A 15,011-nucleotide genomic window follows, 5' to 3' on the forward strand; every position below is an offset into this window, starting at 1 on the left:
CCGGGGGCCCGGCTCCGATCGGAGTCGGGCCCCCGGCTGGCCTCAGCCGTTGCGGTGGGCGTCGATCAGGCGGCCTGGAGCGCCCGCCAGTGGGTGACCGTGACGTCGCTCGCCTTGACGCCCAGGTTCTCGAACATGTGCTGGTGCATCTTGTTGCCGTACGCCTGCGCCTTCTCGGTGAAGAACGCCTCGTCGTACCAGGCAACGCCGAACAGGATGTGTCCGCCGCCGTCGGCGTTGGCGGCCTCGGGCTGGACGTACACGGACTGCCAGTCGTACTTCTTCTCCGCCTCGGGGCGCTTCTTCAGCTCCTCGTCGGACAGGCGCAGGGCCTCGACGGTGCGCTCGATGGTGGTCGAGTCCATGCAGTAGAGGGAGACCTCCGAGCGGCCGACCGGCTGCTTGTCCCCGCGGCGGGCGCTGTCGTCGTCCTCGCCGGTCATGACGCGGAAGCGCGTCTGCGCATCCGGGTTGTCGGTGGTGAGCAGTGCAGAATGCATGGTGCTCCTTCTTCGCTCCGAAGAGCTGGGAGTGGGTCCTGCCACCGGTTGCACCCGGCGGCATGGATCGGTGGAGTGCGCGCCCTGGCCGGGTGCGATAGCCCGACTGACCGATCGTGGTCAGCGTGGGCCTCCGGCCAGGGCGGTTGCCCGCTCGTAGGGTTGTGACGTCCGTGAGCGGGATGGTGCCCCTGGACCCACGTCAGGCCGCTCGATGCGGCAGCGTGGGCAGGGAGTCAGGCGACGGCGTCCACTTCCGGGCGGGCGAGCCACTCGTCAGTCATGATCCGGTTGAAGCTGCGGTCGAACTTGTCGCCGGCCTCCGACTCGCGGAAGCCCGCGAAGGACGACCAGTAGTCCCGGCCGACAGCGCGGGCCATCATCCAGCGGGCCTGGACGCGCAGCTTGTCGGCGTCGAGAATCCCGACCCTGTATCGAACGGCGAGGGCGGAGAAGAGCTGGTTGGCGTGGGTCCGCCTGTTGTACTCCTCGGCGGTGAGCGATCCGTCCTCAGGCGCCCACATCTGTTGCAGGTCGGGGCTGCCGTCCACATGGCGCAGCCACTCCTGGTGGATCGAGGCAGCCGAGAGCGCGTTCCGCTGTCGCTGGTGTCGCTCCGCCTGCCAGAGGTGGGCAATGCCGAGTCCGGCGGTGGCCGCGCCAGCCAGGAGGACGGCGGTCGTGATCTTCATTCGTCAACAGCCCTTTCGTTCGGATGGGACCTTCGAATCCGCCCTCGCAAGGAGCGGAATGCCCTACTCGCCCGCTGAGAAGGTGGAAGACTGGCGTGAGTTCAGGCGGCGATCGCGTGGGCGGACGGGCCCGGCCGGTGAGGGGCGATGATCTGGCCGTTCGGCAGCAGCTCACCGGTGTCGTCGAAGAGCAGGACGCCGTTACACAACAGGCTCCAGCCCTGATCACAGTGGGTCACAAGGGTCTGCGCGGCCTCGCGGTCCGTGGCGGAAGCGGGCGGGCACGGCGTCGGGTGGGAACACATTCTGGGTGATCCTTCAGGGTGAGGTTCGGGGCGAGGATGGACACGGTCCGCCGGAGATCAAGGTGTTGTGGTGTCGGCCCGCCGTGTCAGCCTCGGCTTCGAGGGCGCGGAGCAACCCGTCGACGAGGCGGGCCAGGTTCTGAGCGCGACGAACGACGGCTTCAGCCCCGGCTCCGAGGGCCGGTTGGCCGAGGCGACGGCTGGCTTCTCCGAGGATGGCCTGTGCGCTGCGGTACGGTTCCGACTCGGTCGACAGGTCGACACACTGGGCGTTCACCGCATCTCGCAGATCCGCCCCGTAGGAGTTGAGCCGGTCCGTCGCGGTGGCTACTTCCTCCGTCTCGGGCAGCTCGCTGCCGTTCTTCCCCCACGCCTGGACCTCAGCGACCAAGGCCCGCGCCGCCGTGCGTCGACTGTCCGGCGCTTCGGTGTTCGGAGTGCCGTCCCGGGCGTTCATGCCACAGCTGCCAGTTCGGGCATCGCATCCTCGTCCTGCGCCTGGCCGGACTCCGGCTCGCGGTTGCCGTGTCGGCGCTGTACGTCTGCCAGAGCGGCCGAGAACGGGGGCAGTCCGACGGAGGCTCGTCGGGCATCAAGATGTTCGGGTTCGTGGATCGGCAGGGACTCGATGCCGGCGGGGCCGTAGCGGTACTGGGTGCCGTAGATCTGCCGGTGTCCGGAGTTGATGTTGGCACGGTCGTGCAGATGTGCCCACTGCTGGATGGCCGCCTCGCCGCGCTCGACGGCGGTGGCCATCGTCCGCAAGGCCAGGCGCTGGAAGTCCGGGAGGTGGTCGGCGTGCAGAACGATCTGCCAGGCGGCTTCGGCGGCCTCTTCACCGACAAGGCTCTTGCCCGGCCATCCGTGGTCGGCCATGACCCGTCGCAGGATCTGGGCGTTGGCGTGGTCGATGTGCCGTCCCATCGCGGCCTCGGCCTCGCTGAGTTCGGCGCGGGCGAGCTTGCTGCGGTACTCCCTCGCCGTGCTCTCGCGGTCAAGAAGGTCGCGGGCGATGTCCGGCCGCTGTGGTTCCGTGGTCATCGTTGGGCTCCGAGCTGAAGAGCGGTCACGTGGACAGTGGATGAGCGTGGAGTGCGCCTTCACGGCGGCGGCCTGATCGCGCTACTCGGAGCTAACTCCCGTGGCGGGCAGGTGACTACGACACACGAGTCAACGACAGGCAGCACGGTGACGAGGTGAACGGTCCACGCCCAACGGCAGTTCTCTGTCTGGAGACTGAAGTCGTATGGGCGCCCACAGCGCAGCTCGTGCACGGCTACTCCGACACCTTGGTGGTCACCGAGCCAGGCCCAGACGAGCGCGAAGGACTCGCGGTCCAGGCCGGGCGCGATGTCCCGCGCTGCTTCACGCAGCCAGGTGATCGCACGGCCGGGATAGGGCGTCAGTGCGCTTCGCGGAGCCGGGTTGTCGACCGCGGGGCCGACACATTCCGCATGGCACCAGAAGCTACGCGGCAGCGTCATCACTGACCTCCACGTCGTCGTCGGCCAGCAGGTCGACAAGGTCGGAGGCCGCCATCGCCAGCCGCCGCAACTGGGCGCGGTCGGCCGGGAACTCACCAACTGGGCTTTCATGCACGGCCCGTACGCTCTCCGCGTACGCGATAGCTTCCGCGACGTTCGGGTACGGGGGCTGCCACTCGCGTTCTCGGGCGATGTCCACGAGACGGCTGAGGATTCGATCCAGGCGGGTGACGGAGCGGCCTAACTCGGCCATCTCTCGCAGAGGGTTGCCAAGTCGGCCCTGCTCGCGTCGCCGTTTCGGCTGGCGCTTCGCACCGGCCACGCCAGTTGGCCCCGCTGTAGCGCCGAGAACGGCGTCCAGATCGGCCATCAGGTCGTCGTCCCGAAGCAAGGCGTCTTGCAGCACCCTGATGATGCTCCGGGCTCCCGGAGCGAACTGCGCCATCGGCAGCCTGGTGGATGCGTAGGTCATGCCGCGACCGCCCCGTCATCCCCCAGCGGATAGCGGAACGTGCACCACGTCTCTTCGCCGCCACTTCCCCATCTGTGCGCGAAGGCAGCAACGAGGAACAGCCCACGCCCGGAAACGTCGTCGGCGTCGGCGTGCCTGACCGTAGCCCGATCCGGACTCTGGTCGATCACCGAAACGCGCAGCTCACCGTCCGCTGCTGAAACGCTGAGACGCACCGCACCGTCGCCGTGGCAGATTGCGTTAGTGACCAACTCGGAGACGACCAGAACCACATCGTCAACGACGGAGCCCGAGATCCGCCACCTCCGCAAGAAGGCTGTGGTCGTCTGCCGCATCTCGGGCACCCGGATCGGATCGGGAAGGAACGCGACCTCGAAGGCGTGAGACTCCACCGGTATATCCGCGGACCTCGGCCTGATGGGCATACTCTGCCCGTCCGTCAGATCCGGGCTTCTGCGAGTGGTGGTGCTCTGGCTCATGTTGGCCTCGGCTTCGTCGGGAATGCGGTGGGGAGAGCGCGGCCTCCAGGCCAGAGGTTTACGCCTCGTGACCTGCGAACCGGCTCCCGCTGGTTCCGTATGAACTACCGTGGCGGGTAGCCAGGTTGGTTCGCAACAAGGTCCGCAATGAAAATTCAGCGAGACCGTAAATTGGACTATGCAGCAACGTGCACAGGGGACTGCACAGCACGCTCAGCGAGTGTCAGACTCTGCACACGACGGCGACCCACATGCACGACGACATGAGGAGGGTGCACAGGTGGCGGCAAAGCTCGGGCCCACCGGCCGGCGGCTGGAACTCGGTATGCAGATGCGGCATCTACGGGAGAACTGCCCGCCAGTCGAGGCGGACAGGAAGAAGGGCATGACCCGCAGGGAGGCCGTCCGGGGCCTCAATGGTCTCTCCGAGGCGACGCTGTCGCGCATCGAGGGCGGAGAGATCAACTTCCGGCGCAACGTCGGCAATCAGCGGGCTCTTCTGAAGCGGTACAACGTGACCGACCAAGAGTTGATCGACCAGCTCGTCGAGCTGAACCGCGACGCTCCCGGAGAAGACTGGTTGACCCAGTACCGGAGCTTCATGCCCACGGGCATGCCCCACTACGTTGGTCTCGAAGGGGAGGCCATAACGATCACGGCCTACCATCCGACATTGGTGTACGGCCTACTTCAGACGAACGGGTACGCCAAGGCGCTGCTGGAGGCGCATCGCCCCGTCGAGGACACCACCGCCGAGTCGGTGAGACGCAACCTCGAACTCCGGATGCAGAGGAAGGAGCGAGTGCTCCGCCCCGAGAATCGTGACCCTGCGCGTCTCCGGATCATCCTCGGCGAAACCGCCCTGCGAGTCCCGTACGGCGACGAGGAGGTGATGCGAGATCAGTACCAGGAGATCATCAGCCTGGCAGGGGAGGACCACATCTCGTTGCAGATCATGCCCTTCCGGCGCGGCTACAGGTCGACCAACGACTTCACCATCCTGAACCTCGGCGGTCTGCCCCCTCGCGTGCAGACCGATAATGCATGGGGCGCTGTCTCCACGTCGGACAAGCCCCGCGAAGTGGACCGCTTCGCCAGACGGTTCGACGCGATGGTGGGCGTAGCCCTAGGAGTGGAAGAAACCATCGATTTCCTGAAAGAACTAGCAAAAGGATGAAAGGCCATCAACACCGAAACCCCGGCCTGCGGGCCGATCCCTGAGAGCACATGGTTCAAGTCGTCGTACAGCGACGGCACCGGCAATAACTGCATCGAGGTCTCCGACCAGAGCAGCAAGGTCTACGTTCGAGACTCCAAGAACAAGAAGGGGCCGGTTCTCGCCCTGTCCCCCAAGACCTGGGCGTCGTTCGTGGGTCTCGCCTGCTCAGGCGAGGCCAACTGACCAGCTACACCCGCACGAACGTCGGCGTGGTCCTCCCCAGGGGTTTTGGGGAGAACCACGCCTCAGTCCCCTACCTTCGCTCATCGGTCCGACAGGCGTCAGCCCGCCTCGCGGATTCGACTCCCCGAAGATCCGGCCCGGCGCCTCTCTGCCGGGCAGCCCTGCACACTGCACTACCGGTAGCGGCGCGCGGGCACCAGCCACGTCACCTCCATCGCCGTGTCCCCCTCCTCGTCCTCGTCTCCGGGCTCGTCGGGGGCCGGACCCTGACGGACCTGTGCGATCTGCCGCTCGATGCCGCGCAGGTTCTCCTGCAAGTCCATGGTCACCACGCCGTCAACGGTGACCTTCAGCGGGTCAGCGAGGAGCTTCGCGCGCCGCTCGCCCAGCACCTCCAGCGCGACCCCGCGCACCGACCGCAGCCGGAAGTAGCGGCGCTCCAGGTCCGCCGGATCCGCGTCCGGACCGAGCTGGGCCAGCAACCAGGACCTCTGAAACTCGTCCACCCGCTACTCCCTGCTCCACGCGGGATGGCCCGCCGCCGGACTGATCCGGGCAGCGGGCCGCCTCCAGTTGGTCACGACGACGCGGAAGCCGAACGGCCCCCGCCCCGCCTCGGCGGGGACTTCTTCGCCCCGCCCGTGCCGGCCGTCTCCTCCTGGCCGTCGTCCTTGCCCCCGGACGGCTCCCCCTTCTCCACCGACACAGGCACATCAGCCTCGTCGCAGTCCTCCGGCGGCTCCGCCCAGGCGTCCGGATTGGTGATCAGCACGGCCACCTCCGGCTCCGGGCACTCACCCGGCAGAAGGATCAGCTCCTCCCGAGTGGACGGATCCCGTACGTACACAGCGGCCTTCAGCCGCCCGCGGCCCTCCATCACAGGACCTTCGCCACGATGTGCGCGTCCGGGGTGTGCATGACCGGCATCCCCACCGCAGCGCCCTTGGTGTAGATCTGCACCGGGTCATCCTGAACACCACGGGTGATGATCAGGCCGGGGGCGTCCTCGCGGATGATATCCGGGTTCGTTCCGCGCGACAGGACCAGGGCCTCCGCCGTGACCCCGTACATGGTCTGCGCCCACTTCTCGCGCTCCGGCGGCACCAGAATCCACAGGTCTTCCGGCAGCACCTTGCGGGGCTTGCCGTCCACCCGCACCTGGGCCTTGTAGAACGTGATCGGCGGCAGCGAGTAGTTGCCGCGCACCACGTTGATCTGCTGCGGGGTGAGCGTCGCCGTCGGCGTGGTCGACGGCGACACCGACCCGTAGTACGCCGCCCTGTAGGCGTTGTTCGCCGCCAGGTACGAGAACGCCTTGCGGCTGGTGATGACCAGCTCCGGTTCCGGGGCGCCGATGTCGTCCAGTTGCTGGATCCACCGCTGTTCGTCCGCGATCGGGTCGGACGCCGGGTCCGACCACGGCCGAGGGGCGACCGGCCGGTTCTCTACGGGGACGTTCCAATCCACCTCCAGGGTCAGTCCGTTCTCCTGCTCCAGCGTGAACTTGCCGTCGCTGAGCACGTCACCGGCCGCCATCTCCAGCCGGGACCGGATGGCCTCGACGTGACGCTCCACGTCGTCGTACAGCAGCTCGATCAGCCGGTCCTGATCGGAGCCGTGCGACGCCTCCAGCAGGATCTGTTCCTGCTCGGAGACGATGAGCTTCTGCCCCAGCGGAGGCAGTGCGCCCTCGCGGGAGGTCTGCCACGCCTCACGGGTCGCGAACGGCACGCTCGCGTTGAACGCCCGGTACTTGGCGACGTTGACGTAGCGGCCGGAGTCCTTCGTACGCCACTTCACCTCCCGCATCTCGACGGTCGGGAAGATCGTCTGGGTGAGGAGGAAGTCCTTCGGGGTCGGGATCGCCCTGGCGAACGTCGTCAGGTCCATGACCGAGACGTCCTTCAGCAGGTCCTGAATCGTCACAGCTCAGCCCCGCTCAGACGAAGCGGATCTGCGCGGCACGCGGGTGCCACACGAGCTCGGACACGTCGATGCCGCCAGGCACCTTCGACGCCTTCACCGCGCCGTGCCACAGCAGCGCGGCCGGAACCCGCGTCTGCCCCGGAGCGAACGGGGCCTCCGCGATCACGAACCCGCGCAAAACCTGACGGCCGCAGTGGGCCTCCGGGTCGTACGGTCCGTACAGGCCAGACTCCGCGACCCGGCCGACCGGCACACCGGAGTGCACCCGGCCGTACGGCTCGCAGCCGTCGCCGCACACGTAGTGCGTGCCCTCGCAGAACAGGTTCAGGTCAAGGGTGATCGTGTCGACGGAGTCGGTGCCGTGCAGGGACGCCAGCCATTCGCGGTTGGCGGTCGTGTACTCGGACTTCGAAACGGGCTGAATGGACATGTGCGTGTCTCCATGGACGTTGCGGTCTAGTCCGCACACCGCCCACGGAGGCGATGCCGTCCACGAAGTCGAAGGGGGCGTGGTCCCCCAAGATCTGGGCCCGGAACTACCGGGCAGTGGAGTCGCTGAACTCCGGCAGCAGACCCCGGCGCTTGGCCATCTCCAGCCCGGCCGCACCCGGCTTGGCCACCGGGGCCGTACGGGTCGGACCGCGCCCGGCCGGTGCACCCGCCGGGGCGGCCGGCACCTGGGTGCGCACCTCACCGAACAGCTCCGGACGCCGGGTACGCAGCTGCTCCGCAGCCGCCTGCACCTGCGCCTCGTCCGCGTCCTCGTCATCAACGGCCAGCAGACGTTCCGCGTCCACCAGGTCATCGCCCTCGGCACCGAGCGCCACCAGCGCGGCCCGCCGCAGCGCAGCCCGCTCACGTTCGGCAGCCAGCTCCTCCCGGCGCGCCGCCTGCAACTCCCGCTCCTGGGCTACCTGCTCGCGGCGCTCAACCTCCGACAGCGCGGCCTGTTCGGCCTCCCGCTGCGAGGAGACGAACTCCGTCAACGCCTTCGGATTGTCGAACCCCAGCGTCGACAACAGGCGTTTGATCGCGGCCCGTTCGCCCTGGGCCTTCTCGCGGGTGAGCATCTTGCCCAACCGGTCCTGGGTGAATGTGACCTGCTGCTCCTGATCACCGATCTCGGCGGCGTCATCGAGCTGGTCGTTCGTCTCGTCCTCCGACGAGGCCCCGACAATCGGGTAGATGGGCCGTCCGTCATGGCGGTAGCCGACAGGACGGCGAGGCGGCAGGGGCCGGACCATGCATTCCTCCAGTGCGCGCCCCCGCGCTGCCGATCAGTGTAGCCACCTGCGCCGACACGAACACAGGTCCTGTCCGACCGCCCCCACAAGCTGGCCTCGAACAAGGAGGCCACACCCCATGACCATCAACCCGTACACCGCCGTCGGCCTGATCCCGGAGATCACCGAGATCCAGGACCGCGACGACATCGCCGTCAACCTCGACCACCTGCACGCGCTGACCCGCACCGCCGTCTCCATGGGCGGACTCGATCGCCCCGTGCGCCTGGTCGTCCTGCCCGAAGGCGCGCTCCAGGGCTTCACCGACGAGATCCACGACCTCGACCACGCCACCTACGCCCGTACCTGCGCGATCAGCCTGCCCGGCGCGGAGAGCGAAGAACTCGCCCGCTGGGCCCGCGAGTTCAACGTCTTCATCATGGCTCAGGCCAAGGTCCTGCACCGGGCCTTCCCCGACCGGTACTTCAACGTCGGATTCGTCATCAACCCGGCCGGTCAGATCATCCTGCGCCACTACAAGCTCGCCCCGCTCCCCCCGATGGAACACAGCCTGAGCCCGCACGACGTCCTCGACCAGTGGACCCGCCTCTACGGCCACGGCCCCGACGCGTTCTGGCCCGTCGCCGACACCCCCATCGGCCGCCTCGGCGTCATGATGGCCAACGAAGCGTCGTACCCGGAGAACGCCCGCGGTCTCGCCCTCGGCGGATGCGAGATCGCCTACCGCACCAGCTACCCGCTGCCCGGCGTCGCCTCCGACGCCTTCGACATCCAAAACCGGGCCCGCGCCCTCGACAACACCATGTACGTCCTCGCCCCCAACCCCGCCTCCTACACCGGCGCCGACGGCCTACGCACCGACTTCTTCGGCGGCCACTCCACCATCACCGACCACACCGGCCGCACCATCGGCCACCTCGACCACGGCGGGATCGCCTCGTTCGTCACGGCCACCATCGATCTGCCCGCCCTCCGCAGACAGCGCACCACCGCCGCCTGGACGAACTGGACCAAGGACCTGCGCACCGAGCTGTACGCCACCCTCTACAAGCAGCCCATCTACCCGGCCAACCTCTACGCCGACCGCCCGCCCTACAGCCACGCCGAATACCGCGAGCACGTCACCGAACCCCAGATCGAGCTGATGCGCACCCGCGGGATCTGGCACTGACTCCCATCACGCACCCCCGGAGGGCCCCGTCACCGGCCCGCCGCCACCGGCTCCCGCTCCCTCTCCTTCCCCACCGGCTTCTTCGCACCGGCCGCACCCGGCCCCTCGTCCTCCTCCTGGTCCTCGTCCTCCTCCTCGGGCCCGCGACGGGCAGCGGCTTCCGCCATCCGCGCGGCGGCCTCCTGCTCCGCCTTCGCCCTAATCCGCTCCACCTCCTGCGACGCGTCCTTGATCGGATACCCGGCCTCCACCAGCATCGCGACGGCCGTCTCCAAGCTCAGGACCCCGGCCCCGTACGCCGACACGACCTCCTCCAGTACCGCGCCCCGGTCCGTCGGCGTGTGCGGCGCCCATGACAGCCGCGCGGGCAGCGTCTCCCCAGCCGTCCAGCCCTCAGCCCGGCCGGCCTGGTACAGCCGCTGCACCATCTTGAACAGCAGCCGGTACTTGTGCTCCCTGGCGAGCCGCATCATGCCGATCAGCGCATCCAGCGGCCCCAGCGCCAGTTTCAGCGCGTACCCGGACGGCACCTCCGTGGCGTCCAGCGTCCCCAGCCCAGCGGCCGTCACCCGGCTGTTCGCCGCGATCCGCTCCAGCAGGTGATCGACCCGGGCGCGCAGCTCGGCCAACTGCGGCGACGTGTCCAGCGCGTCCATCCGCCCCGTCTCCCCGAGCTGCCACACCGCCCCGGCCTTCACCTGGAGCTCCTGCGGCTTGCCCGTCGCCCGGTCCACCGGCAGCCGCGCCCCCGCAAGCCCGATGATCGGCGTGCCCGTCGTCGCGGACGCCGCCGAGCTGTCGGAGTCGGTGGCCGCGAGTTCGTCGAGCGCCTGCAGAACCCGCGCGAGCACCGAACGGCCCCAGTGCTCTCCGCCGTCCGGGATCGTGTTCGCGATGTGCACCACCGGCACAAAGTCGATCATCAGGTCCAGCCGGTTCAGCTCCGTGCCGTCCGACCGTACGCGGTACACGGCTTTGTGCTCCGGCAGCCGGTCCAGCGCCTCGCCGTTCTTCAGGTCCTCCAGCAGCCACTCGGCGTCCGTGAGGTAGCACGTCACGTTGGACGCCCGGCCCGGCTCCCACGGATACGTCCGCGCCCCCGCCGAGCCGTCGCCGCCCTCTTCCTCGGCGCCCTCGGAGATCGGGCCCAGCTCGTACGTCACCCGGCGCACCCGCGCCTTCAACCCGGCGTCGTCGTCCGCCGGAAGCTCCCACGCCAAGTGCACCTTGGTCGGGAAGTCGTCGTCCTCGTCCTCCCACTGCGGGAAGAAGAACCCCGGATCGTAGACCCGTACCGTCGGCCGCTGCTTGACCGGGTTCCACGCAAGAACCATCACGCTGTCCCCGAGCAGCACCGCCGCCCGCTCCGCCTGCTGGACCCGGAACGTCAGCAGCTCCTTGTCCGCCCACGTCCGCAACCGCTCCTGCACCGCGGCGGCTTCCGCCGCACCGGGCGTCGGCGTCGCCTCGTCCGCGTGCTCGGCCCCCTCGACCGCGACCTTCTGCTCCGAGCCCAGCAGATAGCCGAGCGCGGTATCCACCAGGTTCGCCGCGTCACCGAGCTCCCGGCGCTCCAGCGCGCCCTCGTCACCGCCGAACGCCGCGAGCTGCCCGGCCTGGTTGTTGTCGTAGGACGCCAACACCTTGTACGCGGCCAGCCGCCGCAGCTCGTGCGGCGGCATCCACGTCTTGGCGAGTTCCGGGAACGCGCGGCTGCCCGGACGGCCAGCGTCCGCCATCACGGGCTTGTAGTTCAGCCACGACCAGGCATCGATCACGAGTTGGCGCAGGCCCACAGTGCCCCTCCAGGCAGTCGGCCCCGCGCCGTCGCCACAGCCTAAGCGCCCCGGCCCATCCCACTCACCTGCGCGATGCCCTCCGGGGCAACCGTGCCGAGTTCCATCACTGTGACATCCTGCCCGCCCGGGGCCGTACCGCCCATCAGTAACCCGCCCGCCGACGCGAGCGCGCCGAACGGGGTAGTAAGCCCGTACGGCCCCGGCCAACAGCCACCCATTGCACAGGCGTTGCGCGGGTGTGGCGCGCCGATCGCCACACCCGACCCGCTTCCCGCGCCACGCCCTCAGTGCCTACCTTCCTCGCATGGACATCACACCGGCCCTCGCCGTCATCGGCTTCACCCTCTCCGTTGTCATCACCCTCGCCGTCGCCCACCCCAGCCCCGACATTCGGCAGCGTTCCTTACAGGTCCTCCACGCGATCTTCGGACGGCCCCGAAACTGAACGACCCGCACACGGCTACCTGCGCCCACTCAGACGCTGATCGTCCCCACCACGCGGGGGCGGCATCATCGGGTCAAGGAACAGGTCCCACAACGCCCATACAGCCGAGTCCAAGAGGTCCGGGGAGTCCTCCGTCTCGCCCTGGCCCACGAACGTCGTCATCTGCTCCTCCAGCTCCGCGAACACCCGAGCCGGGCCCACGTGCGACACCCGGACCTGCTCGTACAACTGCGCAGCCGGAGCCGCCCGCGCCCGCTTCCCCCGCGTCGCATGAACGATTCTCCAGTTCACCGTCGAGTCCACCTGCTCCAGCAGCGCAGGCAGGTAGTCGCCGCCGTTGTTCGCCTCGATGACGACGCAGTCCGCACGGTGCTCGTGGTACAGCGTCGCGGCCCGCTTCATCGCCTGCGTCGGCGTGTGCCGGTCCTGCTCCGCGTGCAGCAGATACCCGCGCGGCCGGTCGTCCCCGAACATGCTCTCCACCGGGAACCCGCGCCCGGCGACGGTGAAGGCCGTCATGTCCGCGTTCTCGTGGCTCTTGGTCGCCGGGTCGACGGCCACCACGACCCGCTGAAGGTCGGGCAGGTGCTCGGGACGAGGCCGGAAGCCCTCGACCTCCAGCATCCAGCCCTTCCACAGCGCGCCCTCCACGTCCTCGAGTAGCTCGCCCGACAACTCCTGCCGCCCCAGCCGGGTGCCGGCGTAGTCCTCCTCCAGCTCCGCCCGCGCCGCCGCCGACAGGTTCGCGTCGTTCTCCCGCATGTGCCCGCGCGTCAGCACCACACGCGGCGGCTCCCCGCCCTCCCGGTGCCGCTTCTCCTGCGTACGGCCACGCTCCACCAGCCGCTTCACGTGCGGCAGCGGCTTCGGCGTCGTAGAGATCACGACCTGCGGCAACTCCGCCTCACGCAGGCAGAACCAGACCATGTCGTAGACCTCTTGCGCGGTGTGCCGCGACCAGGCCGCGTACTCATCCAGCCACGCCTTGTCGAACGCCCAGCCACGCAAGTTGTCCGGCGTCTCCGCTCCGAACCCACGGATCAACGTCCCGTTCTTCAGCAACAGCGTCGTCTCGCCCAACGACGACTTGTACTTCACGATCTCGTCCGACGGGATCACCGACAGCAACCCGGACTTCGGGGAGTCGAAGCAGATGTCCCGCACCAGCGTGGCGTTCCTCGCCACCACCGCGATCTGCGACCCCGGCGTCTTCGCCCACTCCCACACCGCCTCCGCCGCCGTACGCGACTTCCCCCACCCACGGCCGGTGAGCAGCATCCACACCGTCCACAGCCACAAGGGCCGCCGCTGCGCCGCACGGGCATGATGATGCCGCCACCCCACATGGGGCAGTCCGTCACAGTCCGGGACCTCGCACGCCCACCGCCGCGCCGACAGCTCATCGGCCCGCACCAGGGCAGCGACCTCCGCCTTCAGCTGCTCCTCGCTCATCACCGACGGGTCCGCGAACCCCTCGACCATCCGACGCTTGGCCCGACCCCGGCTCACTGCGCACCCTCCGACAACCGGCGCTCCAGCTCCCGGCGCAGCTGGTCCATCCGGGCCCGCCGCTCCTCGTCCGACAACGAGGCCACGTCCGCGCCCTGGTCCCGGTCCTCAACCGACCCGGCCACCGGCGCTTCACCGACCGCACGCCGCTCGATCTCCGCAGCGACCTGGATGTACCGCAGCAGCTCGGAGGGCGACAGCTCACGCGGGTCCAGCGCCTGAAGCCGGGCCACAGCCTTGCTCTGTACGGCCTGCGCCAACTTCGCGTGCCTGCGCGCGATTTCCTTACGCGCCTGCGCCTGCTCAGCGAGGAACAGCCGGTCCTGCTCCCTGTCGTACGCCGTCGCCCTCAGCACCCATGCGAACTGCCGCGACCACCGGCCCACCAGCGCGCGGGATTTATCCAACTCCCGTGCCACCTTCGTGACACTGCGCACTGGGCCGAGATCGCGGTACGCGGCGAACGCCTCGAACGCCTGGACCGACTCCCCACCCTGCCGCTCCCAGGACTCCACGGTGCCCTCAGCCACCGCTCACCTCCTGGCCCACGGCCGTCTAGTTGCTCTGTGCGGCAAGGACTTCGAGCGCCCGCCACGGCTCGTCAGCAGGCACGGTGCCGTCCTGCACCATCCGGTCGATGGCCGCCCGCACGACCGCCGCCGTCTCCACCGGCACATCCCGCACCCCGAACACCGTCTCCAGCGGCGCCGTCCCCGCCCGGATCGGCTCCCCGGTCGCGGCGTCGAACCAGCCCTCGGCCAGCTCGGACAGGTGCCGCTCGAACACGCTCAGGATCACGCCGAGCGCCGTCGCACTGTTCCCGATCTTGTACGCGGCCCGGGACGTCTCCAGCGCATCAAGCACCGGCTCGTACTGCGCCAGCCCCGCCACCCACCGCTCATCCGCCGTCGCCGCCGACCGCGCCGCATCGAACGCGGCCTCCGCCCGCTCCAGCTCATCGGGCAAGAACATGAACTGCACGCTGGCGAAGTCGAGGTTCGCCTCACCCAGAGAAGCGACGTCCACCTTCTCCAGCAGCTCCAGGGTCTTGTCGTCCAGGCCCGTGTACTGCCGCCACTCCACGTTCTCCAGCTCGTCGTACAGCTCCTTCAGGATCGCCGGATCGTCCTGACCCGCAATCGCGTTGTGCGAGAGCTGGAGCGCGATCTGCCGCTGACGGGCCAGCGGCTCATCTATCTGCATCCACCAGATCGTCGGCAGGCCGGCCTCGATCGCGGCGAGCACGCGGTGATTGCCCGACAGGACCACCAGCCGCCCCGACTCACGGTCGTTCCACACCAGCGGCGTGGACGTCAGGTGCCCGTCACGCTCGATGTTCGCCACGAGCTGCCGGAACTGCTCGTGCGGCAAGAACCTCGCGTTCACGTCCAGCAGCGTCAGCGTGCGCGGATCGCCCTCCACCATCTGCGGCGGGGCAAGCCGGTTGGTCTCCTCCATGGTCAGACTCCCGTCTTCGTCGTCGGGGCGCCCCACCGCTCCACCCACATCTGATGGGCCTGGGCGGGGGGGGGGGGGGGGGGGGGGGGGGGGGGGGGGGGGGGGGGGGGGGGGGGGGGGGGGGG

The 15,011-nt window shown here is 69.0% G+C and carries 20 protein-coding genes; 4 read left to right on the top strand and 16 right to left on the bottom strand.

What is annotated here, in order from left to right; genetic code table 11:
* Nucleotides 1–65: 65 nt before the first annotated feature.
* The 7 genes from ACN6LM_RS34990 to ACN6LM_RS35020 form a co-directional block, all read right to left on the bottom strand.
* Nucleotides 66–500: a hypothetical protein gene (locus tag ACN6LM_RS34990; protein WP_445069431.1), complete on the bottom strand. Its 435-nt coding sequence runs from the start codon at nt 498–500 to the stop codon at nt 66–68.
* 236 nt (nt 501–736) lie between these two features.
* Nucleotides 737–1,192, bottom strand: a complete 456-nt coding sequence (locus tag ACN6LM_RS34995; protein WP_445069432.1) for a DUF6082 family protein — start codon at nt 1,190–1,192, stop codon at nt 737–739.
* A 101-nt stretch (nt 1,193–1,293) separates the two neighbouring features.
* Nucleotides 1,294–1,497: a DUF5999 family protein gene (locus ACN6LM_RS35000; protein ID WP_445069433.1), complete on the bottom strand. Its 204-nt coding sequence runs from the start codon at nt 1,495–1,497 to the stop codon at nt 1,294–1,296.
* A gap of 13 nt (nt 1,498–1,510) precedes the next feature.
* Nucleotides 1,511–1,954 (bottom strand): DUF6415 family natural product biosynthesis protein, encoded by a 444-nt coding sequence (locus ACN6LM_RS35005; protein WP_445069435.1) that lies wholly within the window; start codon nt 1,952–1,954, stop codon nt 1,511–1,513.
* A complete protein-coding gene (locus tag ACN6LM_RS35010) occupies nt 1,951–2,538 on the bottom strand; it encodes a DUF6624 domain-containing protein (protein WP_445069436.1) in 588 nt (195 codons plus the stop codon). The genes ACN6LM_RS35005 and ACN6LM_RS35010 overlap by 4 nt, the downstream gene beginning before the upstream one ends.
* A gap of 426 nt (nt 2,539–2,964) precedes the next feature.
* Complete coding sequence (locus ACN6LM_RS35015) at nt 2,965–3,453, bottom strand: hypothetical protein (protein ID WP_445069437.1); 489 nt, start codon at nt 3,451–3,453, stop codon at nt 2,965–2,967.
* The gene (locus ACN6LM_RS35020; protein WP_445069439.1) at nt 3,450–3,932 is read right to left on the bottom strand and encodes an ATP-binding protein; all 483 of its coding nucleotides are present in this window, start codon (nt 3,930–3,932) and stop codon (nt 3,450–3,452) included. Before ACN6LM_RS35020 ends, ACN6LM_RS35015 begins: the two co-directional genes overlap by 4 nt.
* 280 nt (nt 3,933–4,212) lie before the next feature.
* Here ACN6LM_RS35020 and ACN6LM_RS35025 point away from each other — a divergent pair, with 280 nt between their 5' ends.
* Entirely contained in the window at nt 4,213–5,109 is an 897-nt protein-coding gene (locus ACN6LM_RS35025; protein WP_445069440.1) for a helix-turn-helix domain-containing protein, read from the top strand.
* Between the two features lie 36 nt (nt 5,110–5,145).
* Entirely contained in the window at nt 5,146–5,334 is a 189-nt protein-coding gene (locus ACN6LM_RS35030) for a DUF397 domain-containing protein (protein ID WP_445069455.1), read from the top strand.
* Between the two features lie 173 nt (nt 5,335–5,507).
* Here ACN6LM_RS35030 and ACN6LM_RS35035 read toward each other — a convergent pair whose 3' ends face one another.
* The 5 genes from ACN6LM_RS35035 to ACN6LM_RS35055 all read right to left on the bottom strand — a co-directional run bounded on the left by ACN6LM_RS35035 (nt 5,508) and on the right by ACN6LM_RS35055 (nt 8,504).
* The gene (locus ACN6LM_RS35035) at nt 5,508–5,840 is read right to left on the bottom strand and encodes a hypothetical protein (RefSeq protein WP_445069441.1); all 333 of its coding nucleotides are present in this window, start codon (nt 5,838–5,840) and stop codon (nt 5,508–5,510) included.
* 71 nt (nt 5,841–5,911) lie between these two features.
* Entirely contained in the window at nt 5,912–6,211 is a 300-nt protein-coding gene (locus ACN6LM_RS35040) for a hypothetical protein (RefSeq protein ID WP_445069442.1), read from the bottom strand.
* The gene (locus ACN6LM_RS35045; RefSeq protein WP_445069443.1) at nt 6,211–7,260 is read right to left on the bottom strand and encodes a major capsid protein; all 1,050 of its coding nucleotides are present in this window, start codon (nt 7,258–7,260) and stop codon (nt 6,211–6,213) included. The genes ACN6LM_RS35040 and ACN6LM_RS35045 overlap by 1 nt, the downstream gene beginning before the upstream one ends.
* A gap of 13 nt (nt 7,261–7,273) precedes the next feature.
* A complete protein-coding gene (locus ACN6LM_RS35050; RefSeq protein ID WP_445069444.1) occupies nt 7,274–7,690 on the bottom strand; it encodes a head decoration protein in 417 nt (138 codons plus the stop codon).
* Between the two features lie 106 nt (nt 7,691–7,796).
* Complete coding sequence (locus ACN6LM_RS35055) at nt 7,797–8,504, bottom strand: hypothetical protein (protein ID WP_445069445.1); 708 nt, start codon at nt 8,502–8,504, stop codon at nt 7,797–7,799.
* Nucleotides 8,505–8,622: 118 nt separating this feature from the next.
* On the opposite strand from ACN6LM_RS35055, the gene ACN6LM_RS35060 reads away from it, so the two are divergent.
* Nucleotides 8,623–9,675: a nitrilase-related carbon-nitrogen hydrolase gene (locus ACN6LM_RS35060; RefSeq protein WP_445069447.1), complete on the top strand. Its 1,053-nt coding sequence runs from the start codon at nt 8,623–8,625 to the stop codon at nt 9,673–9,675.
* A gap of 29 nt (nt 9,676–9,704) precedes the next feature.
* On the opposite strand, the gene ACN6LM_RS35065 is transcribed toward ACN6LM_RS35060, so the two are convergent.
* Nucleotides 9,705–11,471, bottom strand: a complete 1,767-nt coding sequence (locus ACN6LM_RS35065; RefSeq protein WP_445069449.1) for a hypothetical protein — start codon at nt 11,469–11,471, stop codon at nt 9,705–9,707.
* A gap of 307 nt (nt 11,472–11,778) precedes the next feature.
* On the opposite strand from ACN6LM_RS35065, the gene ACN6LM_RS35070 reads away from it, so the two are divergent.
* A complete protein-coding gene (locus ACN6LM_RS35070; RefSeq protein WP_445069450.1) occupies nt 11,779–11,919 on the top strand; it encodes a hypothetical protein in 141 nt (46 codons plus the stop codon).
* A gap of 15 nt (nt 11,920–11,934) precedes the next feature.
* Here the strand turns inward: ACN6LM_RS35070 and ACN6LM_RS35075 are convergent, their stop codons facing one another.
* The 3 genes from ACN6LM_RS35075 to ACN6LM_RS35085 are packed head-to-tail and all read right to left on the bottom strand — an operon-like array spanning nt 11,935 to nt 14,886.
* Nucleotides 11,935–13,428 (bottom strand): terminase large subunit domain-containing protein, encoded by a 1,494-nt coding sequence (locus ACN6LM_RS35075; protein WP_445069451.1) that lies wholly within the window; start codon nt 13,426–13,428, stop codon nt 11,935–11,937.
* Nucleotides 13,425–13,958, bottom strand: coding sequence for a hypothetical protein (locus ACN6LM_RS35080; RefSeq protein WP_445069453.1), 534 nt, complete (start codon nt 13,956–13,958; stop codon nt 13,425–13,427). Before ACN6LM_RS35080 ends, ACN6LM_RS35075 begins: the two co-directional genes overlap by 4 nt.
* 25 nt (nt 13,959–13,983) lie before the next feature.
* Nucleotides 13,984–14,886 carry a ParB N-terminal domain-containing protein gene (locus ACN6LM_RS35085; protein ID WP_445069454.1) on the bottom strand — a complete coding sequence of 301 codons (903 nt, stop codon included), beginning with the start codon at nt 14,884–14,886 and terminating at the stop codon, nt 13,984–13,986.
* Between the last annotated feature and the right edge of the window lie 125 nt (nt 14,887–15,011).

The sequence above is a fragment of the Streptomyces sp. SAS_281 genome (genome assembly GCF_052542855.1).